Origin of the sequence: Leptospira kmetyi serovar Malaysia str. Bejo-Iso9, from assembly GCF_000243735.2 — a bacterium.
GTDB lineage: Bacteria > Spirochaetota > Leptospiria > Leptospirales > Leptospiraceae > Leptospira > Leptospira kmetyi.
In genome coordinates this window covers 120,685-143,800 of the sequence record NZ_AHMP02000003.1, presented here as the reverse complement: position 1 = coordinate 143,800, position 23,116 = coordinate 120,685, and the positions used below count along the sequence as shown (strand labels likewise).

20 protein-coding genes are annotated in these 23,116 nt (G+C 45.5%); 10 read left to right on the top strand and 10 right to left on the bottom strand.

Going from position 1 to position 23,116, the window contains the following annotated elements:
• Positions 1-139: 139 nt before the first annotated feature.
• Genes LEP1GSC052_RS03105 through LEP1GSC052_RS03090 form a run of 4 tightly spaced genes read left to right on the top strand, consistent with a single transcriptional unit; the run spans position 140 to position 3,266 of the window.
• The gene (locus LEP1GSC052_RS03105) at positions 140-592 is read left to right on the top strand and encodes a MarR family winged helix-turn-helix transcriptional regulator (RefSeq protein WP_010574375.1); all 453 of its coding nucleotides are present in this window, start codon (positions 140-142) and stop codon (positions 590-592) included.
• Entirely contained in the window at positions 585-1,289 is a 705-nt protein-coding gene (locus tag LEP1GSC052_RS03100; RefSeq protein ID WP_020985681.1) for an RluA family pseudouridine synthase, read from the top strand. The genes LEP1GSC052_RS03105 and LEP1GSC052_RS03100 overlap by 8 nt, the downstream gene beginning before the upstream one ends.
• A 52-nt stretch (positions 1,290-1,341) precedes the next feature.
• Complete coding sequence (locus LEP1GSC052_RS03095) at positions 1,342-2,190, top strand: hypothetical protein (RefSeq protein ID WP_010574373.1); 849 nt, start codon at positions 1,342-1,344, stop codon at positions 2,188-2,190.
• A gap of 47 nt (positions 2,191-2,237) precedes the next feature.
• Positions 2,238-3,266 (top strand): hypothetical protein, encoded by a 1,029-nt coding sequence (locus LEP1GSC052_RS03090; protein ID WP_020985651.1) that lies wholly within the window; start codon positions 2,238-2,240, stop codon positions 3,264-3,266.
• 16 nt (positions 3,267-3,282) lie between these two features.
• On the opposite strand, the gene rsmI is transcribed toward LEP1GSC052_RS03090, so the two are convergent.
• The 7 genes from rsmI to LEP1GSC052_RS21620 form a co-directional block, all read right to left on the bottom strand.
• The gene (gene rsmI / locus LEP1GSC052_RS03085; protein ID WP_010572095.1) at positions 3,283-4,119 is read right to left on the bottom strand and encodes a 16S rRNA (cytidine(1402)-2'-O)-methyltransferase; all 837 of its coding nucleotides are present in this window, start codon (positions 4,117-4,119) and stop codon (positions 3,283-3,285) included.
• Between the two features lie 32 nt (positions 4,120-4,151).
• On the bottom strand, positions 4,152-4,967 hold the full coding sequence (locus tag LEP1GSC052_RS03080) for an HAD family hydrolase (RefSeq protein ID WP_010572094.1): 816 nt from the start codon (positions 4,965-4,967) through the stop codon (positions 4,152-4,154).
• Positions 4,968-5,756 carry a M23 family metallopeptidase gene (locus LEP1GSC052_RS03075; protein ID WP_020985657.1) on the bottom strand — a complete coding sequence of 263 codons (789 nt, stop codon included), beginning with the start codon at positions 5,754-5,756 and terminating at the stop codon, positions 4,968-4,970.
• Positions 5,757-6,160: 404 nt separating this feature from the next.
• A complete protein-coding gene (locus LEP1GSC052_RS03070; RefSeq protein WP_010572092.1) occupies positions 6,161-6,586 on the bottom strand; it encodes a thiol-disulfide oxidoreductase DCC family protein in 426 nt (141 codons plus the stop codon).
• A gap of 64 nt (positions 6,587-6,650) precedes the next feature.
• Entirely contained in the window at positions 6,651-8,810 is a 2,160-nt protein-coding gene (locus tag LEP1GSC052_RS03065; protein ID WP_020986344.1) for an alpha-glucosidase, read from the bottom strand.
• A 169-nt stretch (positions 8,811-8,979) separates the two neighbouring features.
• Entirely contained in the window at positions 8,980-9,828 is an 849-nt protein-coding gene (locus LEP1GSC052_RS03060; protein WP_020986547.1) for a sulfurtransferase, read from the bottom strand.
• 55 nt (positions 9,829-9,883) lie between these two features.
• Positions 9,884-10,111 (bottom strand): hypothetical protein, encoded by a 228-nt coding sequence (locus tag LEP1GSC052_RS21620; protein ID WP_244265292.1) that lies wholly within the window; start codon positions 10,109-10,111, stop codon positions 9,884-9,886.
• Between LEP1GSC052_RS21620 and LEP1GSC052_RS03055 the strand changes: the two genes are divergently transcribed.
• From LEP1GSC052_RS03055 to LEP1GSC052_RS03040, 4 genes are read left to right on the top strand one after another with little or no spacing between them, the layout of a single operon-like run.
• The gene (locus tag LEP1GSC052_RS03055; RefSeq protein WP_040912798.1) at positions 10,061-10,957 is read left to right on the top strand and encodes an LIC11113 family protein; all 897 of its coding nucleotides are present in this window, start codon (positions 10,061-10,063) and stop codon (positions 10,955-10,957) included. The genes LEP1GSC052_RS21620 and LEP1GSC052_RS03055 overlap by 51 nt on opposite strands.
• Positions 10,950-12,416 (top strand): S1C family serine protease, encoded by a 1,467-nt coding sequence (locus tag LEP1GSC052_RS03050; protein WP_010574368.1) that lies wholly within the window; start codon positions 10,950-10,952, stop codon positions 12,414-12,416. The genes LEP1GSC052_RS03055 and LEP1GSC052_RS03050 overlap by 8 nt, the downstream gene beginning before the upstream one ends.
• Positions 12,413-13,777: a PDZ domain-containing protein gene (locus LEP1GSC052_RS03045; protein ID WP_010574367.1), complete on the top strand. Its 1,365-nt coding sequence runs from the start codon at positions 12,413-12,415 to the stop codon at positions 13,775-13,777. Before LEP1GSC052_RS03050 ends, LEP1GSC052_RS03045 begins: the two co-directional genes overlap by 4 nt.
• Before the next feature lie 54 nt (positions 13,778-13,831).
• Positions 13,832-14,746 (top strand): ATP-binding response regulator, encoded by a 915-nt coding sequence (locus LEP1GSC052_RS03040; RefSeq protein ID WP_020985805.1) that lies wholly within the window; start codon positions 13,832-13,834, stop codon positions 14,744-14,746.
• On the opposite strand, the gene LEP1GSC052_RS03035 is transcribed toward LEP1GSC052_RS03040, so the two are convergent.
• Genes LEP1GSC052_RS03035 through LEP1GSC052_RS03025 form a run of 3 tightly spaced genes read right to left on the bottom strand, consistent with a single transcriptional unit; the run spans position 14,726 to position 18,601 of the window.
• Positions 14,726-16,345 (bottom strand): hypothetical protein, encoded by a 1,620-nt coding sequence (locus LEP1GSC052_RS03035; protein WP_010574365.1) that lies wholly within the window; start codon positions 16,343-16,345, stop codon positions 14,726-14,728. The genes LEP1GSC052_RS03040 and LEP1GSC052_RS03035 overlap by 21 nt on opposite strands.
• The gene (locus LEP1GSC052_RS03030) at positions 16,342-17,628 is read right to left on the bottom strand and encodes an oligosaccharide flippase family protein (protein ID WP_010574364.1); all 1,287 of its coding nucleotides are present in this window, start codon (positions 17,626-17,628) and stop codon (positions 16,342-16,344) included. The genes LEP1GSC052_RS03035 and LEP1GSC052_RS03030 overlap by 4 nt, the downstream gene beginning before the upstream one ends.
• A gap of 1 nt (position 17,629) precedes the next feature.
• Positions 17,630-18,601, bottom strand: a complete 972-nt coding sequence (locus LEP1GSC052_RS03025) for a phosphatase PAP2 family protein (RefSeq protein ID WP_010574363.1) — start codon at positions 18,599-18,601, stop codon at positions 17,630-17,632.
• A 218-nt stretch (positions 18,602-18,819) separates the two neighbouring features.
• On the opposite strand from LEP1GSC052_RS03025, the gene LEP1GSC052_RS03020 reads away from it, so the two are divergent.
• Positions 18,820-19,623, top strand: a complete 804-nt coding sequence (locus LEP1GSC052_RS03020; RefSeq protein ID WP_010574362.1) for a lysophospholipid acyltransferase family protein — start codon at positions 18,820-18,822, stop codon at positions 19,621-19,623.
• Between the two features lie 36 nt (positions 19,624-19,659).
• Positions 19,660-23,037: a methylmalonyl-CoA mutase family protein gene (locus tag LEP1GSC052_RS03015; RefSeq protein WP_020985877.1), complete on the top strand. Its 3,378-nt coding sequence runs from the start codon at positions 19,660-19,662 to the stop codon at positions 23,035-23,037.
• Positions 23,038-23,116: the final 79 nt, after the last annotated feature.

The following is a 23,116-nucleotide window of genomic DNA, read 5'->3' as shown; positions in this document are numbered from 1 at the left end:
GCAAATTTTAACCCTTCGTATTAAAAATCCATGCCAAAGATACAGAAATCCGTCTTGAAAATCGGAAAGGAAGCATACATTCCAACTTTACAATCGGGGATTAAAAAAATAGAATGAAACCTAGCCCGAGAAAAAGGCAATGAAACCGAAATCCATATTCACAGAATCCAAGGCGGAAGAAAGCACAGGATTTCTCTTTTGGCAGATCACCAATCTATGGCAAAAGAGAATTCGGGAGAATCTATTGGCCTTGGACCTAACACACGTTCAATTTGTGTTGTTGGCGAGTCTGGCTTGGTTCGAAGAGGCATCACAAAAGGCGACTCAGGTTCGCCTCGCCGAACACGCCAAAACGGACGTGATGATGACCTCCAAGGTTTTGAGAAGTCTCGAAGCCAAAAAACTCCTGACAAGACAACCCGACCCCGAAGATTCCAGAGCGAACTGTCTTTTTCTGACCTCGGAAGGAAAAGAACTCGTAGGTAAGGCGGTTCATATCGTGGAATCCACGGACAAACTTTTTTTCTCCATTCTTCAGGACGAAAAAAACTTCAGAAGTTCCCTATTGGATTTAAGACAGAAGAATGCCTGAAAAACATTCGAATATTAGAATATTCTACGAAACCGATTCTTATCTGATCGCGGAAAAACCTCCCGGAATTCCCGTACACGCGACCAAGGATTCCAAACGGGAGAATTTCACCGATCGTCTTCAAGCGCAACTTTCCCTCGAATACTTAAGAACCGTAAACCGTTTGGATCTGGATACGAGCGGTCTCGTTTTTTTCTGCAAGGATCCGGATAAGAACAAGGAAGCCGACGCGATTATCAAGGCCTCCGAAAAAATTTATCTCTGCGTATGTTCCGGCATCGTCGAGGAAAAACACTTTACGGAAACCTGTTATATCAAGGACGGAAATAAAAAAGTCAGAAAGGTTTTTTCGGGCGGAGACAAGGCAATCACCGAATTCATCACTCTCAAAAACGAAAAACGGGACGGATATTCCGTTCTTCTCGCCAAACTTCATACGGGAAGAAGACATCAGATCCGATTTCATCTGAGCGAAAAAGGTCATCCGATTTTGGGGGACCTCGTCTACGGAGCTTCGATCGAAAACAAAAGAACACCCCATGCGAAACGTTCCCTCTTACACGCGTTAGAGATTTCCTTTCGGACGCAGGATGAAAAAGAGGAAAGAATTTTTTGCCCTCCTCCTTCCGACTTTCAAAAATTCCTAGACGGGATCGTTTTGGATTCTTCCGTTTTTTCAAAATTCTCCGTAAAATAGAAAGACAAAGAACGGCACTTAAGAGATGGTTTCCTCCCGACGGGAGAAACCTATGGAGAATCATTACGCATTGATCATCGGAACGAGCGGGGTCGCTGGACAGAGCGCCGTTCACGCCATCCGGGAATACGCGAAATCCAAAAACGAAACTTGGAAGATCGTGGCGACTACGAGTAAGGATTCTCCCTTACAGGATGTGGATCTAACGATCACCGAAATCAACTTGGACGATCCGAATCGTTCGCTTTCTCGTCTTTACGAAGAACTTGCAAAAAATGGAATATTCAAATTCGATCTTTTTGTTTATACGCCCGCGAGAGGAAACCTCGGCTATCCCGTTTCGGAAACTCCGGAACAGGACGTCAAAGACGCCTTGAAGTTCTGTGTGGATCCGATGATCGCGGTCGAAGAAAAACTAAAACCGACGTTGACCGTGGGCTATTCCGCGTATTATTACAGACCTCATCTACAACCGTTCTACGGTTCTCTCGCTTTTGTAAAAAAGAAAATGGAAGAATGGGCTTTGGAAAAACCGAAGCAAAGAAAGATCATTCGAGCCGGTTCTTTTTTTAGTCAGAGCGTTCGCGGGATTACGATCATTCTCCAAAGAATGGGAAAAAAATCCCAGGACAAGGATCTACAAAACCTTTTGAAACTTCAAAAAGAATCGGGTCTAAGTTTTCCGGATTTCTTTTTAGAATACGTCGCCAAACAGGAAGAAAAATCCTTTCTGGATCGTTTTCCGGGAATTCCGTTTCGTCTAACGTCTTCGGACGATCTAAAGGACGCTTTGGTCCGGATCTTAAACGGGGAACCCGCTCCGATCGTTTCTTTGGTCGGCGCTTGGAACTGGACGGAAACCTCGCTTCCGGAAATGCCCGAATATTTGCGGAAATTTTAAAGAGCACGAGCCTAAAGTTAGTTGAATAAAAAATCGATAGCCTTCTTATGAATCGATTTTCAACGTACGTCTCATCTCTATTCTTCATTCCGTTGTTCGTCGTCGCGGGAATTAAGGCACAAGAAGATCCGAGCAATCCTTCATTGAGTCAGGAAGAGAGAAATCGAATCATAGCAAATCAAGAAGATCGTTGGGAAATATCCAAATCTTCTTCGAACGTAAGTTCGTTAGGTTTTTCGATTTTAAAGCCGTTTATCGAATCCTTTTTTTCTTATCAAGAAACGATTTTAGACGCGGGAGATTTAAGACTCAAAATCCCCGCGGGCGCCTTTTCCAATTCTCAAAAAGTGGAAGCAAGGATCACAATCTTGAACAACCATGCGGATTTTCTCTTTGCGGGAATCCCCACGCAGATAGGGCCAAATCTTCTTTTAGAATCCACGGGCATGTTTTATCTCGCCTTTTATGACGAAGGAGGAAACCGAATCGAACCCAAAAAATCTCTTACCGTGGAGGTCCAATCCTTAGCGGACCCGACGGATTCCAACGTCTATCGCTTTTCCAAAGGAACCTGGAACTTAGTTTCTACCGATACGACTCGTAAGACGAATGGAGCCAGAGAAAATTTCGAAACATCGATCGAAAGATTTCCTATTCAGATCTATTCCAAGATTCAATCTTCCGGCTGGTGGAATTTCGACAAACCGAAACCGGAATTCACTTGCCTCGAAGGAAAAGTGGATGCGAAGAATAGTCAGAACTTTTCAGTTCAATCGATCGGGCTCGATTACTACGGGACGAGTTATGCGAATGTAGGCTCAGACGGAAGTTTTAGAATCAACGTTTTGAAAGATAAAAAAGTAAAAATCTTAATCTCAAACTTCTCCAATACAAAAACCGGTTCCAAACAAGTAGGCTTCTTACCGGCAATACAAACTCAAAATATAACCGCGTTCTCATCAAAACCTTCGGATCCTTGTCAAAGGATTTCGGACATTTCCCCGTTTCCGCTCTCCGAATCCATCTTTAACGATCGATCGAAATTCCTAAAGACGATCGACATGCTGGATTTATAATATTCGAATCGGTCTTTTATTTTTCTCCCGGAAAACCTTTCGAAGAATTTTTTGAATCGCCCTTTCCGAACGATTTTGAATTCGGTTTTTTACGATCCTTCGAGAAAAACCTCGTCGATTTTTTCTCTTCCTTAGAATGAGATTTCAACTGCGATTTTCCCCTTCTCTGAGAAACCACGATCACCGGATTTCCTTTCGGAAGGTTGTCCGCGATTTTCAAAAGTTCCCCTAGTTTTCCGCGAAATTGGAACTCGGATTCCAGAGTCAAATCCAGACAAAGAAAAATCTGGCGTTCGTCTGCGGTTTCCTTGAGAACCGCGTCGAGATCGTGAAGCACCGCCTTATACCGATAAGGCGTTTCGTAAAACACGATCGTATGACCCGGTTTCAGATAACGTTCCAATTCCTTTTTACGATCCGCGGATTCTCGGGAAAAAAAACCGCAAAACGTAAACGGAGAAATCTTAAAACCGGAAATACTCAAAGCCGCTCCGAACGCGATCGCTCCGGGAGCGCTTTGAACGCGACCGCCCCTTCTCAAAACTTCCTGAACGAGTTCTCGGCCCGGATCTTCGATACCGGGAGTTCCCGCGTCGGAAATCAAAACCGTAAGATTCGAATTCATCACGGTTTCACCGAGACTTACGATTTCTTCGGAGGTAGTATGTTCGTTACAAAGTAGAAATTCTTTTACGATGGAAAAAGATTTAAGAAGAGTGGAAGTCGTTCTGGATTCTTCCCCGATGACCAAATCGGAACGTTCCAAAAGTTCCTTAGCCCGGAAGGTCATATCTCCGGGATTTCCCAGGGAAACCGAGACTAATACGAGCGTTCCTTTTTCGTAAGATTTCATTTTTTAGAATATTCTGAAAATTGAATGTTTTTTTAAACGGAAATGCGATCCAAAACGGCCCATTCTCCGATGGATTGAATCTTGGTCGACTTCGGAGGAACGACTCCCTTGCCTCGATCCAAAAAGATTCCCGCTCCTTTAGCCGATTCGAGCAAAGGAAAATCGTTGATCGAATCCCCAAACGCAAGATCCGCAAACGCACCCGTCGCGGCCTTGAGCCTTTCCACCTTTCCCGTTCCGTAGGTGAACGGTTCGACGATCTTCGAAGAATGAATTCCGTTTTCCAAAAGAAGATTCATACCCAAAACGCGTTCTTCCGGAATTCCGAACAAAGGAGAAACGGACGCGATGATCTCCTGAGGAGAAGCGGTTACGATCCAAACGTCCCAACCTCCGGAAAGAAGATGATCCACGAGTTCCTTCATCGGTTTGTAAATTTTTACGGAATGAGAACCCGGATCGGAAGCGTGATCGTTCCAAACCTGTTTGGAGATTTTTTTCAATTCTTCCGGAGAATGTCCCGAAAAAATCCAAGAGCTCCAGCGATACGAAGCCTCAAGTCCGGACTTGGATTGGATCGATTCGTATTCGGAAAGAACCAAAGAACGAAACCGGGAAGAATCTCGAAAACGGATCTCTAAGATTTCCTCGACATTCTCCCTTGGAAAAAATTCGGAAAGATCGCCTTTGTAAGCGGGAACTCCTTCGGAAAGAAAAAGTTCCATCACGGCTTCGCCGAAATCGTTTCTTACAAGAGTATTATCAAAATCGAATGCTGCTTTCCCGGGTTCCTTCCGGGAAAGAATTTCATAGATAGGCGGATTCCAAAAATCCCGCGTAATCGACACTTACTGTTCGATTGTCTCCCGGGCGATCGCCACACGAGCCTCGGAAGAAGATTGAAAAACCGGAAGATAGTGTTCCGGATTTAATACGACATTCTGATAACGAACTTCGAAGTGCAAATGAGGACCGGTCGTATGTCCCGTGTTACCGGAAAGCGCGATAATCTGCCCTTTCTTCACCTTGTCCCCTTCTTTTACGTAAAGAAGAGAATTGTGAGCGTAAAGAGTATTGATTCCGTTGATTCCCGGATGAGAAAGAAGGACCTTGTTTCCGTAGCCGCCGTCTTTTTTAGATTCTAAAACGATTCCGTCCGCCGCCGCGATCACGATCGAACCGGTCGGACAAGCGATGTCCACGCCGGAATGCATCGCGTTCCATCTTCTTCCCAAACGGGAAGTCACGAAAGAATGTTTAAAGCTGATCGGCCAAATGAATTCTCTTTGATCGGTGCGGAGAATTTCGCGTCCTTTGTCTTCGAGAAGAAGGCTTCTCGTAAAGTTATCGTTGTAAGGGAAGAATACGGGTTCGTTTACGGGAATTCTTTCGTTGTCCGGGATCCCGTTGACCCGTTTGATCTCGTGTTCCGTGGTTCCGAAGTTATGAACGAGATCGCCTACGGATTCCTTAACGCGGTTCGGAACGATCCAAATTCCTTCCAGACCTCTGTAAGTCTGAAGATATTGGTTATCGAGTTTGATTTCTTCGAGATTGGTGTTGGCAAAGGATTTAATGCTGAAAAATAGAACGAGAACAAGCAATCCCGCCAGAATGTAGCCAGTTTTTCTTTTCATTTCGTTTATTCCAAAATATGTCGCCAACAAAAACCTCGGAATCCCGAGACCTAAATTGAACGTCGGCAACGGAAAACAACTTCTGAAGTCAGTCTTCTCGTTTCGGGATTCCATTCAAGGATTTTTCGTCGGAATTTCCAAAGTGAAAATGGAAGATATTGAATAGTTTAGAATGGTTTTTGTTTATTTTTATCTGAATTTTCGATATTTTATTCTTTTAGGCGATTTTTTACGTTTTCGGTGGTCCGAGGCCATGATTACTGAGAATGGATTCTTATTTGGAAATGTAGTAGTTCCTACATTTTCCGATGAGGACACGGACCGAGCATCGATCGCGTATGAGTTCCCACATTCTCGGGAAAAAAATTTTGCACCGCAACAAGAGCGGGTCGTACGTTCTGTTATTATTCTTCCAAAAACCTGGATTTTAAGCTCGGATCGGGCATACGACAAGCGTCCAAACGTCCGAACCATCGATAACGATTTCTTGCGATCCAATCATAGACGAAATCTCGAATCCCGCCCGGAATCCAACGAAAGAAAGGAAGAATTCTCCAGGGAAACGAAAGATGAGCGCAGATTTTCAAAACCGCGTTCGACTTTTGGTGGAGAATTCCGTTCTCCAAAAACAAAACCGAGTTCGGCGATTCTCCAAGTTCCGTTTTTTTCCCGAGAATCCGCGCCGCAGCTTCCGATTGAAGACTCGCAAACTTCAGATTTTTGCGGGCGTTCGCATCGATGAAGAATAAAACGGCCGCATTACAAAGATTGCATACTCCGTCAAAGAAAACGATCGGGTATTCGGGGATATCGCCGGTGGAAGGTTTCATTCTATTCTTAGACTCAATGTTTTCGACGAACGATCCATTTGCCGTTCTCGATCACCACGATCTCTTATCGTTTGAACGGAAGAAGAGCCGCCTTCAACTTTCCATACCAAGCCCCGTTCTTCTTTAAGAAAATCGCGGGCGCGCCTAACGGCGCTTCTACGTCGACTTCGCTTTTACCGAGAAAAGTTTTTCCGGTCCAGAGATGTTCCCATTCTCCCTCGGGAAGATAACCGGAAACGGAGGATTCTCCCCTTTCCAAAACGGGAAGAACCAAAAGGTCCTCTCCGAGTAAAAACTCCCTTTGGATAGAATGAGTTCGATCGTCGTTTGCATAGTGCAGATACAAAGGACGAACGACCGGAAGTCCCGTTTTCGAAGCTTCCGTTACGAGGGATTTGAGATAATCTTTCAATGCGAAGTGCATCTTCGCGTATCTCGCGAATTCTTTTACGGTTTCTTCGTCCGTATACGGTTGATGATTTTTTTCGGGACGGTTTCCTTCGTGTGTTCTAAAAACCGGACTGAATACGTTCAATTCCCCCCAACGCAAAAAAAGTTCTTTGGAACGATGATAGTTTCGAATCGGATTGTTGATCGTTGTGTATCCGCCGATATCGCTGTGATTGAGAGAGATTCCGCTGAGTCCGCCCGATAAAAGTCCCGTGACCGCGGAGACGATTCCGTCGTGTTCCCCCCAACTCACCATCTGATCCCCTTCCCAAAAGAGAGTCGAATGTTTCATGGATCCGCTGAAACCAGATCTTGTAAAGAATACGATCTTTCCTTCCTTGCCCGCTTTGCGGATCGCCTCGCGGTTGATCCTCGCCCATTCCGCGGGATACACGTTATGGTAAACCTCGGCGGAAATTCCGGAATGCAGTTTTGCGTCGAGAGGAAGCCATTCTCCGAAATCGGCCATCCAACCGGAAAGTCCAACTCCGATCATATTTTTCTGGATTACGTTTTGAATCCACTTTACGGCTTCCGGATTCGTAAGATCCAAAAGTACCGCCGGAAATCCCGCGGTTTGAATTTCATAATCCTTTCCGTTTGGGTCCTTTACGAGATAACCTTTCTGAACCGCTTCCGTATAAAGAGGTCCTTCCGTAGCCAAAAAAGGATTCAAATATCCTAATACATGAATTCCTTGTGCGTTCAGATCGGCGCAGAATTTTTTGAAATCGGGATAGGAAGTTTCGTCCGCGATCCATCTCCACCAAAGTTGAGAACCGAAGCTCGTCTTTCTTCTTCCCACCCAATCCTGAATCCAAAGCGCCGTGATCGGATTGCCTTCCTTCTTTGCGGATTCGATGTGTTTGAGAACGGTTTCCTTTCCGCCTTGAACTCCGAGCCAGGTTCCGTACGCCCAATCCGGAAGTTCGGGAACTCTTCCCGTCGCTTCGGTGAATTTTTGAACGAGACGCACCGGGGAAGAATCCTTCCAAATTCTTCCCGCAAGACCGTTCTCACGAAACTCGATCGTAATCGAATCGGGCTCGGAAAAATCAAACTTAGAATAAGACGAATTTTCAAAATACACGGATCTGTTTTTGGAAGTCAGAAAAAACGGAATCGGAGCGTATGTGGAATATTCGTTTCCACCCGCGCCCGCCGTAAGGTTCGCGCCCGCGGTGATCGGTTGATCCCCTCTTCCGATTCCCTGCTCTTCGCTTAACAAAAACGGTGTTTTGCCCTTGAGATTCAAATGACTGAACTGTTCCCCGAGTCCGAAAATATTTTCGGTTTCGTCCGAAGCGATTCTCAAGTAAGTCCGATTCAGGGAAGAATTCTCGATCTTGATCTTAAATTCCAGAGAGGTTTCGTCTAACGGACGAAATACGACCTCGTAAGCGGAAGAACAATCCTTTCCTTCCAATCTTCCGGCGATCTTCAGATCGATCGCGGACGGAAGAATCTTTTCGATACTCTGAGAATCGCAGAAAGCGGAGATCTGATCCTTTATGTGGAAGGTCGCGAATTTGGATTTTACGTTTTGTTGGCCTTTGGCCGCGGATAAAAACGGTTTTGTGAGGGAAAGTTCGAGAAAACTTCCCGAAGAGGAACGGATTTCCAGAACGTTTTCTTTTTGAATCGTTCGATATCCTTTCCCGAAGGAGAATTCTTTTTCAACGGGAAGTGAGATTTTTGTGTAATTGGAAAATGGTCCGGAACAAACGAGAATTCCCAAGGAAAAGAAAATCAATACAACCCATCGTAAGAACATTCAGTTCTCCTTATAAAACGAATAGATACCGAATTACAAGGTTCCTCCGAAAAAGCGAGTTCTTATTGAAGAAAGAGAAAGTTTCCGAAAGTCAAACGTTCCTTGGAACGTTTGTTCAGTTTTCGATCTTTTGATTTGGGTTCGTCTTCTTTTGAAAACGAAAAAGAATTTATTTACGATCCACGCCGCCGACTCTCGGAGCCGCGCCGCCCGCTCCGGCTTGTCCGTAAACCGAAACCGCTTGTTTGGGAAGACTGGATCTTCTCCATTCAAACCAAGAACCTTGGTATGTATGAACGTCCAGATATCCCACTTCTTTTAACATCAAAGCCAAAAGAGAGGATCTCGCTCCGTTGTAATCGTAGATCACGGTGGTTCTTTCCGGCATAAACGGAAAGGATCTCAACTTTTTATTGAATTGGGTTTTTTCGATCAGGTTGCCTTGACCGTCGTATAGAATTCTCCAGTCCCAAAGAAAAGCTCCGGGCAAACGACCGCATAACGATCCCGGTTCGGGCGCGGTGAGTCTCGGAAGTTTTCCTTCGTATTCTTCCTGGGTTCTCGTATCGAAAATCTGAAGTCGGGTTAAATTTTTCTCGAGAAAGGCCTTGTCCACTACGCCTTCGAGTTTTTTCGGTTTATCTCCGGGTCCGATTTCCATTTCCTTGGAACCTTTTTCTTGAGCGGTTCCTTCCACGGGCCAACGGTTTCCGTATAAGAACGCGTTTTGAAAACCGGCCGCTCTCAAAAGATATACCATTCTCGAAGCGAACATTCCCATTCCTTCGTCGAAGGCGATCACCCGAGTCGAGCCGTCTTTTTGTACGAGCTTTAAAATTTCTTCCAACGGACCGGTCATCTTCTTTTGAGATTCCGGATCCGAAGCGAAAGCCTTTTTGATAAAAGGAAAACTATACGCTCCTTTCAGAGTAGATTCCTGATAACCGGAAGCCGAGCGGCAATCGATTAAAAAATCCTTATCGTTCAATTCAGTTTTTATAAAATTCCAGCTGGACAAGCAAACCTACCCTATCGATTCGAAATGAGTCATTCTCAGAATTTAACCATTATTTTTAGCCTGAGAATTCCGATGTACTTTTTTTTAAAAAACATCGTAAATTTGGGACATAAGACTTTATAAAAATGAAAACGAGAATTCTTCCCCGAACCGGATTCGGAAAAGATTTCCAAGCGTTTCTTTCTAAGGAAGCATTCAACATCGGGGGGGCGAAGGGCCGATATTCTAAACAATGAGAAGAGAACTCAGGAAAGACTGTACTTTGTCCCGATTTTTTCCCGATGTCCCGCGGACGATTCGGTTTGTCTGCGCGTTCGTTCTCGCTCTTTCGTTTTTTTCAATCGGAAACCTCCGCGCCGAAAACGAATCTTCGGATTCGTTTTCGGAACACTTTCATTCTTTCTTAAAGGAATTTCAAAAACATCCTTCGTCGTCCTTGGCGCGTTCGTTTCGTTCCCGATATTCTTCCTTTGAGCCTCCCAAGTCCTGCGGCTTCGAAGAAACCGGTCGTTTCGAAAAGGTGGTTTATCTTTCTTATCATTGTAAGGATCAAAAATGGCCTGGATTTATTTATCTAGGAACGGGAACGGAGTTTTGGAAAAATTCTTCCGTTCGAATTTCGTTCGGAGAAGTTTTGGAGATCGGCAAGAAAGTATTCTTAGAAGTAAAACCTTCTTATGGAGAATGGTATAGGGAAGATTCTTCCTTGGATTTTAAAAAACAGGGTAAGAAGGACAAGGACCCGATCCGCCCCCAACCTCCCAAAGAATACAAGGACAACTTCGGTCTTCGTTATTTTTTAAGCATCGCCAAACATCCGGCCAAACGGGATTTGAAAAGCGGAAAGGAAATTTTTTTCGATTCGAATTGTCCGTTGATCTTTTTGAAAAAGGATTCGGACTTTTATTGGGAAAAGGCGGTTTATTATTCCTTTCAAGCGAGTTGTGTTCCCTCTTCGCCTTATTCTTTTATACGGATTCGCTCCGACTTTTTGGGAAAGATCCGCTTGGACGACAAGGACAGCGATCAGATTCAGGAAGGCGCAAAGTATTTAGGAAAACTCAAAATCCATTCCATCGAGGCGGATAAAATCCTCTGGGAACAGGAAGCGGAAATCTACAATGAATAAATCGTTTCAGAATATTCTAATTTTATTAAGCGTTTTTTTCGGCTCCGCCCTTTCGGCGCAGAACGGGAATTCCGCGGATCTGAAGGCTTTGCTCGACAGCGTCGTCATCATCCGAAGCGACACGTTCTCCGAAAAAGAGGATTCGACCGGTTATTCCGATAAGTCCATCAATCGCGACGCAGGTACGGGTATGGTCATCGCGGGAAATCGGATTCTTACCAACGCGCACGTGGTTTCCAACTCGGGTTATCTGAAGGTGAAACATTTTAACTCCAGCAAGTTTTATAAGGCGAGCGTTCAATACCTCGGATTCGACTGCGATCTCGCGATCTTAAAAGTGGAAGAGGAAGAATTTTTCAACGGCGTCGAACCTCTGGAGATCGGAGATTCTTCTCCCGCGCTCGGAAGCAATCTTTTGATTCTCGGTTATCCCGGCGGGGACGACAATATCACATTAGAAAACGGTAATGTTTCCAGACTGGAAAGAATCCGTTATTCCTTTACCGGTTTGGATTATAGAAAGGCGATCCGGGTAAACGCGAACATCGTTCCCGGTTATTCGGGCGGTCCCGCGATTCAAAACGGAAAAGTCGCCGGAATCACGTTTCAAGTCAGTCAATCCCAAGGGAACATCGCGTATTTGATTCCTCCGGAGATCATCAATCATTTTCTAAAGGACGTGGAAGACGAAACGTATCACGGGTTTCCGTTTCCGGGTTTTAGTTTTCAAAACGGTTATTCTTCCTCCTTAAAATCGTATCTTAAAATTCCGGAAGGTTTGAACGGAATTCTGATCAATACGGTTTATCCCGATTCTTCCTTTTCGGATCTTTTAAAACCGGAAGACTTCGTTTATAAGATCGACGAATCCTATCTCAACGACGAAGGCGGGATCATGGACGCGAGTGGCGGCGGCGGTTTTATCGGCGAGATGATCGAAAACAAGTTCATCGGAGATCAGGTTAAGATTTTCTTTTATCGAAACGGCAAAAACTACAAAGTCGAAGGAACTCTCAAACGCGTTCCGACGATGGATCTTTACAGACAACAAGGAACCAACGCGAGTTTTTTATCGGGCGGTTTTTTGTTTCAACCCGTCAACCGAGCGCTTGCAGGCGGAGATTCCAAACGTCTCGAAAGTTCTCTTCGTTATCATTACAGTTATTACATCCAAGACGAGTTGTATCGTTTTACGGAAAGGGACATCATCCTTTCGGGAATTTATCCCGATCCGTTGAACTCGAAATACGCGGGTTATCGTTATAAGATTTTGGAATCCATCAACGATAGAACCCCTTCCAATCTGGACGATTTCAAATCGCTTTGGAAAAAATTCTACGGAGGAACGATCACTTTGAAATTCAGAGGGTTCAATCTTCCGATCGTAATCGATCAGGATACGATCGACAAAATCAATGTTCGCATTAAAAAACGCTTCGACGCGGAGGCGGACGAATGATTTCCACTTGGTTGAAACGCGCATTTTCTTTTTTCCAAATCTCCGCGGTCGCGGTTTTGATTTCGGGTTTTATCGCGCCCGCGTCTCTCGAAGCGGAAACGATCCTCGTACATTTTAGAAAATTCTCGCATCAGAATCCTTGGCAAAAGGGTTCATATTATGAAAGAAAGGTTCCGGCCGTTGTCGTCGATCCCGACTTTTTACTCGCGCTTTTGCCTCCGGGCGAACTTCCTCTTTTTTCCGAAATGAATCCGGATACAAGACCTGGAACACGTTTGTATATTTTCAAACACGATCCCGAAACCGGCCTCGCTCTTTTTTCTCATAAGGGAAAATTCTCTTCGAAACGAAAGGTTCATCTGGGAGGAACCCATCATTCCTCTTGTTCCGGCTTTTTTCCGAAATTGGAATGGAGTCATCCCGACTTTTCCAACTCGATCCTTAGGATGAGCAGACAATCCAGGGAAGAAGGCGGAGAAAGAAAATTCTTATATTCAAAAAACATAATTTGCGGTTATTCGGACGGACGTTGGAACGTTCCTTCCGAATATCTTTCCGCGTTCGTAAACGGAGCTTCGAGCAATCCGATTTCACATCCCGGATTCTCCTTTGACGACGCGCTTACGGTTCCCGAAAGAAAATTTTATTTTCCGGATTCTTCGTACGGGGTGGTCGTTTCCGAGGTTTTACCAGGAGTCGGTCCGGTTCACAACTTATTTCCGGGCGACGCGATCTATAGCATCAACGGTCAGGGATTTTCGCATCAACCGGATAAACAGGAAATTCTTTCCAGAATCCTATTCAAAAATCATCATATTGCGCTTCCCGGAACCTCGGTGACTCTCGGAGTGTTTCGCGCCGGAAAACGACGCGAGATCACCTACTCCTTAAAAAGTTATACCGAAGAATTTTTCTTTATCCCTTCCAAGTCCGGAACCAAACCGCCGGCTTATCTGATCAGCGGCGGACTTTTTTTCACGGAACTTACAGGCGCGTATTTGAAGGAATCGGGCGATAAATACCGCGAGAATTCGGATAAAAAACTTCTGTATCTCTACGAATCGTTCAACAAGAAGATTCATCCCGAAAAAAATCGACTCGTATTCATCAGCAGAGTGTTTCCGGATTCTTCCAATCAGGGCTTTCACGATTTTCAGGATCAGATTTTGGAATCGGTGAACGACAAAGCGGTTCGTTCTCTTTCCGATCTTAAGGAAATTCTAAAGGAGAATCGAGACGAACATATCGTATTTCGTTTTTCAGGAAATCGGATTGCGACGTTTGAAAAAGAACAACTCCAAAGCCTGAATCAGAAAATTCTCTCAAATTATAACCTGGACAAACTAGACAATTTAGACTGATAATCTCTTGACGGATCTATTCGGGAAATGTAATGTTTGAGAACGGTAGATCCAATGCGAATTCTTTTTTTAGACGACGAAGAAGTGATCCGAGACTTGTTCCGAGAAATATTCGGAACCTTTCACGATCTTACCTTGGCGGGAACCGCCGAAGAAGCTCTTGAAATCTGCAAAAATAAAAGTTTCGATCTGATCGTAACCGACGTTCGTCTTCCTAAGATGAGCGGAATCGACTTTATCTCCAAATTGAGAGACATAGGAGTCAACACTCCTTTTATCGTTATCACCGGAAATCAGGACATAGACGTTTCGATCCGAGCGCTGAGACTCGGCGCCGTCGACTTTTTTATCAAACCCTTCCGGATGGACGCGATCCGCCATTCTCTGCAAAAATTCGAGAATTTATTTATTTCCAGTCAGGAACTGATCGGCAAAAATCATTTTCAACTCACTCAGTCCAGACAACAGTTTTCGATCAAACCCAGTCTTAAAAATCTGAACCAATACGTGAACTTGGTGATGCGTTCCATTTCCTTGATTCCTGGAATTCATACGGACGATATTCTCGCGATCAAACTCGCCTTATACGAACTTCTCGGAAACTCGATCGAACACGGATCTGCGGGGATCAACTACGAAAACAAATCGAAACTTCTTTCCTCGGAAGTGAACTACTTCGATCACGTGGATCGGATCTGCGAGGCGTTGAACGAATCCGTTCAACTCGAGATCAGTTTCGAAAATCAAAAGGTTTACGTTTCTCTAAAGGACCACGGAGCGGGTTTCGATCCGGCTAAGGTTCCAGATCCGGTCACCGATCCGAACGCGAGTCATCTTTCGGGCCGCGGAATTTTTTTGGTGAGAATGAATGTGGACGAACTCGTTTACAACGAAGTCGGAAACGAAGTGAGTTTCAGCAAAACGTTGAAGAAGGCGCTTCAAACTCCTTCAAAAGTAAACACCGGCTGAAAGATAAATTCTCGAATATTCCCGGATCTCTTCCTTGGTTCTCCATTCTTCGAAAAGAATCCTTTTTTCTCGTTGCGGATCGACGTACGCATAGGATAAGCTCATTAGAATATACGAATATTCGGATTGATAACCGCCGGTAAGAATCCCTTCCCAACCGTGACCCATCGGTGACGAGGAAGAAAGGATCATTCCTTGGGCCGTCCATTTTTGTTCCCAGCTTTTTTGGATTCCGAGTTGAACCAGACGAATTCCCTTGTTCTCGAAATTCGGTTTGGAAGCGGTTCCGTCCTCCGAAAAAACGGCGCCGTCCTGCAATAGAAGACTTTCCATCAACAGGAAAGAAGTTTTTCCCCCGTATCCTCTCGGATCCGTTCGAATTCCCGCGTATCCGTCCGAGTTTCGGTCCGTTCTCAGGTCTCCGTCCTTGGAAGAATAAAATCCTCCCAAAAAGTAAGAGGCTTCGGGTCTTTCCCATACGAGTTTTGTTCCGAACAAATTAGCGTTCGTGGATTGCGAGGTTTGATAACTTCGATACGCGTCGAGTCCGTACTGTCTCGAGCCGGTTACGTGAATCGCGTCCGCATCGAACCTCAACCCGAAAAATTTCGCGCTCGCAAATTCAAAACCGTAGTATTGAAACTGTCCGTAGGGCCGAAAAGGCGACGCGTTTAAAAACAGATCGCCTTTTACGATTTCCTGTCTGGACTCCTTATACAAATAGTAGAATATTCTAAAATTCTGAACTATGGAATTCTCAAGAACCTGAACGCTTCCGCCGGAAATCCGCCGAGGCGATTCGTTCCGATCCCGTTCCGTATATAAGGGAGAATTTTGAAGTTGCGCTCCGATCGCGGACGCGGTGATCCCGACGGGTTTCCAGTGAAATTGAAATTCTCCGTAGTTTAAAAATCCTACGAATAAAAATCCGTTTCGATCGAGTCGTTGATAGCCCCTTCCCGCTTCGATCCCGACCCGGAGCGACGGTGATTCCCAACCTGTGACCCACAACAATTCTCCGTCCGCACCTCTTGTCGTCGTTTTGGTTCCGTTTACGTTTTCCTCATATTGCAAAAAAGGAGATATTAGAATTTTATGATAAACTCGTTCTCCCTTGTTTCGAAAACCGACTTCGGGACTTGCGATTCCTCTGGAAAAACTTCGATCTGCCTGTTCTTCCTGGGTTCCTCCCTTTTGGGTCAAACCTCTGTAAAGCCCCGTCGCGTTGAAGTAAAAGCTTCCGGGTTTGGTTTCGATTTCCTTTTCGGTTTCGTCGAATCTTCCCTTTCCGGTCAGTTCCTTTTTTCCGTCCTTCAGAAGCAACAAATCGTCGAGTTTATATCGCGAGTAGGATTCCGCTCCTACGGAAACTTGCAATATTTGGAATATAACAATAAAAGAAAATACAATTCGAGCCGGAAATACGGATTGAAGTTTTTGATTTTGACGCGATAGGGATCGAGGCGGGGACAATAAATTTCTTTTTTCTCCGCATTGCAATTTTCGACCGTTTTGAAATTTATTGTCCGAAGCGGAGAGCCCGGTCCGCTCTGCGGAATCGCCCTTGCAATTTTTAAAAAGAAATCGCCGCCGGATCATCTTCGAAAGAAGGCTAAAAAGTATCCCGTCAAGATCAACCAAGATACGATCTGTCCCAAAAAGTAAGAAGAAGCCGCGCCCGTCGGTCCGTATTCGGGAATCAAAAGATTGGCGAGCACCAATCCGCAGACAAGACGGAGAAGCGCGAGAAACGCGAGCATTCTCGGTTGACCTAACGCGAATAAGGCGATCCCGAGAGGAGAAAAAACCAACTGCAACATATAGTTCGGATAGAGGATTTGAAAAACCCCGATCGAATCCGCGTATTTTCCGCGAAAGAGAAGATTTAAAATCCATTCCGCGAGAAAAAATCCGGGTGATAAAAGAACCGCCATTCCCACCGCGAGCAACACGGATTTCCAGAGAAACTTGGGAAATTCTTCCGAATCGACGAGCCTGGAAAGTTTCGGATAGATCAATGAATTGATGACGGAAAACAAAATCACAAAGCCGCTGAACAACTGTAAGGCGGTTCCGTAGACGGCGGCCGATTCCTGAGAATGATACCACTTCAAAAAGAAAATTTCCATTCGATCCGAGATCATCGCGAAGATGGACGCGAGAAACGCGTACCCGTTGAACGAAGTCAGCGTGGAAGTCATCTCCAGAATTCCGTTTTTTTCTCCGCTCCAATAGAGTTGTTTTCTCGGAAAGACGAAAAAGAACAAAACCAATACGAACATAGGAGAAGCGGTGAAGATCGCGAGTATGTCCAAATGACCGAGAGCGCGTTCGCTCAAATGATCGGCTCCGTATAAAACCAGAAGTCGGATTAAATTCGGAAGAGGATTCCAAAACGACAAAGAGATATAATTTCCGAAACAGATAAAGATACTTTCAAAAAACGAATTGAAGGAAAGTATAAAACTTCCAAGCACGAGTAACGCGACCACGACCGAACTTTCCTTCAACAAAACCGCTCCGATCAAACTGATCAAGGCCAGGGCTCCGAGCGCGCCGAGTTTGATGAGCATCGAAGAGGACAAAAGAATTCCGATCTTTTGTTTGTTCTCGGTTACGGGCGCTAAAAATTTTACGAGAGCCGCGGGAAGTCCGAACTCGGCGATCGCAAGCAACACGGGAAGAAATCCGGCGTAGTATTGAAAAAGTCCGTTCTCGCTTTTTGTGAGTATGTTTACGGAATAAACCATAAACACGAGGTTGAGTAAGGAAGAGATCGCCTTGGATACACTTACAAAAAGGGAAGACTTGAACATTCCGGATTTACGGAACTGAACCAAAAGGTTCGAAATTTTTTGCATCTTCCCCGAGAGATTCGCCATTCTATTTTTTTAAATCGGCTTTTCCCTTCCAACGATCCAAAATATATACCGAGAAAAAAGCGATGTAACTGCTAACGATCCCGTACCTGAGGTATCTTGCAACCGGATTTTCGGGAAACAGCTTTTGAACGACGATGCCGGGAAGAATATAAAAAACGAGTATTCCCAAAATCAAAACCGCCGCTCTTCGAATCGTTTCCGAAAAAGAATCCGCTCTATTCCAATCCAAGGAATAAAACTTGGACAAAAGAATTCCGATCGTAAATCCGCCCAAGGCGCCGCTCGCGGAAATCACGTTTTCGTACGACTTTATTTTTTCCAAAGAATCCGAATGAGAATGCAGAAGCACCGAAGGCAAAGTCAATACGACCACGATCAAAGAAATCGTTTTCGTATTCGAAAAATTCTGAGACTCGAACGGCTTCGGAGATTCCAACTCGGGAAAGGAACGAAATAAAATTTCGATCAAAACCAAAGAGAGCAAACCGAGGATAAAACCTCCCAACGTATCTCCCGCAAAGTGAACTCCCGCGAACATTCTGGAAAAAGGCATAAAAAGAAGAATGAGAACGGCCAACGTTCGGATCGTTTTGTTTTTTACGTGAAGAAAGAGCAGACCCCAAATCACCACCGATGTTTGAACGTGTCCCGATGGAAATCCGTACGAAAATTCGGTTAAGTCCCCCGGCCCCATCCAAGGAAGCGTGGGTCTCGGACTTTCCAACAAGGCCTTGGCGATTCCGTTGACGATTCCGGTCGTAAGCAAACCCACACCGAGTCGGATTCCGAGTTTGCGATTTAGAAAAACGTAAACGGTGGAAAGAAGAATCATAAAGAAAGTATTTCCGCCCAGATGATGAAAGACCAACGTGATCGGAGCAAAGATCGGATCCAAAGAAGATCCCCGCAACGATTGTAAAAACGTTTCGCCGAACCAAAACGAATCCTGAAACCAACTTATATTTCCGCTCATCTCGCAATGTCTCCTAACTTTGATTACGGCGCGTCCTAAAACCGAATGATACTTTATCAAAAAAATCAAGCGGTAAGGTTTTGTCCCCGTTGGAGGACAGGTTCTTTATAAACTCGCATTCGGAACCGAAAAATCCAACTTGATGGATTCGATTCCATTCGGTACAATGAATTCTAAATCCAATATTTATTGAACACTCGTTCGAAAAGCAGACCTTGATGGAAACCCAAACAGAATCCGACCTTCTTGACAGCCTCTTTCTGATTCCAAGAGAACCCGTGAAACAATTTTTAAAAACGCTTCTTCACCTTGTGTATTCGGTGGAAGTTACGGGTCTTGAAAACGTTCCTGAAACGGGAGGCGCCGTTCTGATTTCGAATCATACGGACAACCTGGATGTAATCGTACAGGGAACCTCCGTTTTAAGAAAAGTGATTTATCTCGGAAAATACGAATTGTTTCATCCGCAGGAAACCGTTCTGGACTTCCTAAACAACCCCGCTTCTCCCTTGAACAATTTCCCGTTGAGCCTGATGAAACAAACCCTCGTCGCCGCTTTGAACGCACTCGGAGATATGCAGGGAAAACAACTCATGCACTGGGGCGGCCATCCCATCCTAAGAGCGCATAACGTGAAGGACGCGAAGTCCGCCGCGGTCTACTACGAAGACCTGGAAAACTATATGGTCGAACTCATTCAAAAGGGAGAATTGATTTCGGTTTATCCGCAAGGGACCCGAACCGAAAGCGTAACGCCCGGATCCTTCAAGGCGCTTTCTGCGAAACTCGCGATTCGCGCGGGAGTTCCGATCATACCGAGCGCGATCAATGGCGCTTGGAGAATGATGAAACCCGAGGCCTTTTTAACCGGCAAGGCCTTCGGCGCGAAAATCACGTATAACATCGGTAAGCCGATCTACCCGAAGGATTTTCCGAAGGAACCTTTGAAAAAAGCCGCAAAGATGGTGACCGAGGAACTGGAGAATCGGGTGAGAAAACTCATCGATACGCCGGAAAGCTAAATTAGAATTTTATAATTTTAGAATAGAAGAATCTATATGGAAACGCAAATTTATACCCCACGACACAAGGTCCGTTTTATCACGGCGGCCTCCCTCTTCGACGGACACGACGCTTCGATCAATATCATGAGAAGAATTCTCCAGGCGTCCGGAGTGGAAGTGATCCACCTGGGCCACAACCGTTCCGTGAGCGAAATCGTGGAATGTGCGATCCAAGAGGACGCGCAGGGAATCGCGATCACGAGTTATCAGGGCGGCCACGTGGAATATTTCAAATATATGATAGACCTTTTGAAGGAAAAAGGCGCGGGTCATATCAAGGTGTTCGGAGGCGGAGGCGGAACCATTCTTCCTTCCGAGATCAAAGAACTCGAAGCCTACGGAGTCACACGCATCTATTCTCCGGACGACGGAAGAGAACTCGGTCTGCAGGGAATGATCAACGATCTCATCCGCAAATCGGACTTCATTCCGCCGTTGACGTTCAACGGAACGCTTCATTCTTCCTTGAAGGATAAGAATCCGTTGGCGATCGCGCAGACGATCACCCTTGTCGAAAACACGTTCGAAAGAGAGGAACTCGAAAAATCGGCGTTAACCGAAAAATTGAATTTCCCACCCGGAACCAAAACCGTTCCGATTCTCGGAATCACGGGAACCGGAGGCGCGGGAAAATCGTCTCTTACGGACGAACTCGTTCGTAGATTTCTCATCGACTTTCCGGACAAAACGATCGCGATCCTGTCCGTCGATCCGTCCAAAAGAAAAACCGGAGGCGCGCTCTTAGGAGATAGAATTCGGATGAATTCGATTTCTCACGAACGCGTTTATATGAGATCCTTCGCGACAAGAGAAGCGAACATTGCGCTTAACAAAAATGTAAAACGAAGTATAGACGTTTTAAAAAGCGCGGGTTTCGATCTGATCGTCGTGGAAACCGCCGGGATCGGCCAGAGCGATTCGGAGATCACGGAAGTCGCGGATATCGCGTTATACGTCATGACTCCCGAATACGGAGCGGCAACGCAGTTGGAAAAGATCGACATGATCGACTACGCGGATCTGATCGCGATCAATAAGTTCGACAAACGAGGAGCGCTCGACGCTCTCCGAGACGTAAAAAAACAATACCAAAGATCCAGACAACTTTTCGATAAGAATTTGGACGAGATGCCCGTGTTCGGAACGATCGCTTCTCAGTTCAACGATCCCGGAACCAACGGTCTGTACGGAAACGTAATCGGCGCGCTTTCCAAAAAGATGAATCTCGGTTGGGAATCCTCTTACGGAAAAGAGAACGGAATGAGCGAAAAGATATTCATCATTCCACCCGATCGCGTGCGTTATCTCGCGGAAATCCGCGAAGAATGCGATCGTTACGACCGCAACGCCGAAAAAGAATCGGAAAAAGCGAGAAAACTGTTTCAGCTCAAGGGCGCGATCGAAATTTTAAAGAGCGCCGGACAGGACACGAATATTCTAGAATTAGAATATTCTAAAATTGAAAACTCCCTTTCTCCCGAGGCCAAAAAAATTCTTTCCACTTGGGACGAAAAATTGAAAAACTATCAGGGAGAAAACTTCACGTATAAGGTCCGCGACAAGGAAATCAAGGTTGCGAACACTTCCCTTTCCTTAAGCAATTTAAAAATTCCGAAAGTGGCGACTCCTAAGTTTCAGGATTGGGGAGAAATCGTACGTTGGTCCCTTCAGGAAAACTTTCCGGGAGAATTTCCGTTCACCGCGGGAGTATTTCCGTTTAAAAGAACGGGAGAGGACCCGACTCGTATGTTCGCAGGAGAAGGCGGCCCCGAAAGAACGAACGCGCGTTTTCATTACGTCAGCCTTGGAATGCCCGCACAACGTCTTTCCACCGCGTTCGATTCCGTCACCTTATACGGAGAAGATCCAGGCGTAAGACCGGACATCTACGGCAAGATCGGCAACTCGGGAGTCAGCATCGCGACCTTGGACGACGCAAAAAAACTCTATTCCGGTTTCGATCTCTGCAATCCGACGACTTCGGTCTCCATGACGATCAACGGACCCGCGCCGATGGTGCTCGCGTTTTTTATGAACACCGCGATCGATCAGGCTTGTGAAAAATACATCAAAGCCAACGGACTGGAAAAAGAAGTTCGTCAAAAAATAGAAGCCATCTATAAAGCGAAGAATCTTCCGGTTCCGAAATACAACGCTCCGATTCCGCAAGGAAACGACGGACTCGGTCTTATGTTGTTAGGCGTGACCGGAGACGAGGTTCTCGAAAAAGAAGTTTATGAAAACATAAAAAAGGAAACCGTAAAGGTCGTTCGAGGAACCGTACAAGCGGACATTCTCAAAGAGGATCAAGCGCAGAACACCTGTATCTTCTCCACCGAGTTCGCATTAAAAATGATGGGGGATATTCAACAATACTTCATCACCAATCAGGTCCGTAACTTTTATTCGGTTTCCATTTCGGGTTATCATATCGCCGAAGCCGGAGCCAACCCCATCACTCAGGTCGCGTTCACTCTTGCAAACGGTCTGACCTACGTGGAATATTTCTTAAGCAGAGGAATGAAGATAGACGACTTCGCTCCGAACCTTTCCTTTTTCTTTTCGAACGGAATCGATCCCGAATACGCGGTGATCGGAAGAGTCGCGAGAAGGATCTGGGCCAAGGCGATGAAGAATAAATACGGAGCGAACGACCGTTCGGCGATGCTCAAATATCACATTCAAACTTCGGGAAGGTCCTTGCACGCGCAGGAAATCGCGTTCAACGATATTCGAACGACTCTGCAAGCTCTCTATGCGATCTACGATAATTGCAATTCTTTGCATACGAACGCATACGACGAGGCGATCACAACTCCCACGGAAGAATCGGTTCGGCGCGCGATGGCGATCCAGCTCATCATCAACCGCGAACTCGGTCTCGCCAAAAACGAAAACCCAGGCCAGGGTTCTTTTATCATCGAAGAACTCACCGATCTCGTGGAACAGGCCATTCTCGGAGAATTCCATAGAATTTCCGAAAGAGGCGGAGTTCTCGGAGCGATGGAGATGATGTATCAAAGAAACAAGATTCAGGAAGAATCCTTATATTACGAATCCCTAAAACACAACGGAGAATTTCCTGTGATCGGCGTAAATACTTTCTTAAGCAAGGAAGGCTCTCCCACGATCATTCCGGAAGAAGTGATCCGTTCCACGGACGAGGAAAAGCAGGCCCAGATCGGAGCTCTGAAGGAATTTCAGAAACGAAACGAAACCGACCTCGAGGATCGTCTTCGCAAATTGAAAACGGCAAGTCTTTCCAACGGAAACATCTTCGAGGAACTGATGGAAACTTCCAAAAAGGTTTCCCTCGGACAAATGACACACGCGCTCTACGAGGTCGGCGGCCAATATCGCAGAAGTATGTGACGGGCTTTCTTACGTCTCCTTACGCTCCTACGATCGTTTATCCGTAGTTAGTCGAATCCATTTCATCTCTCGAATCTTG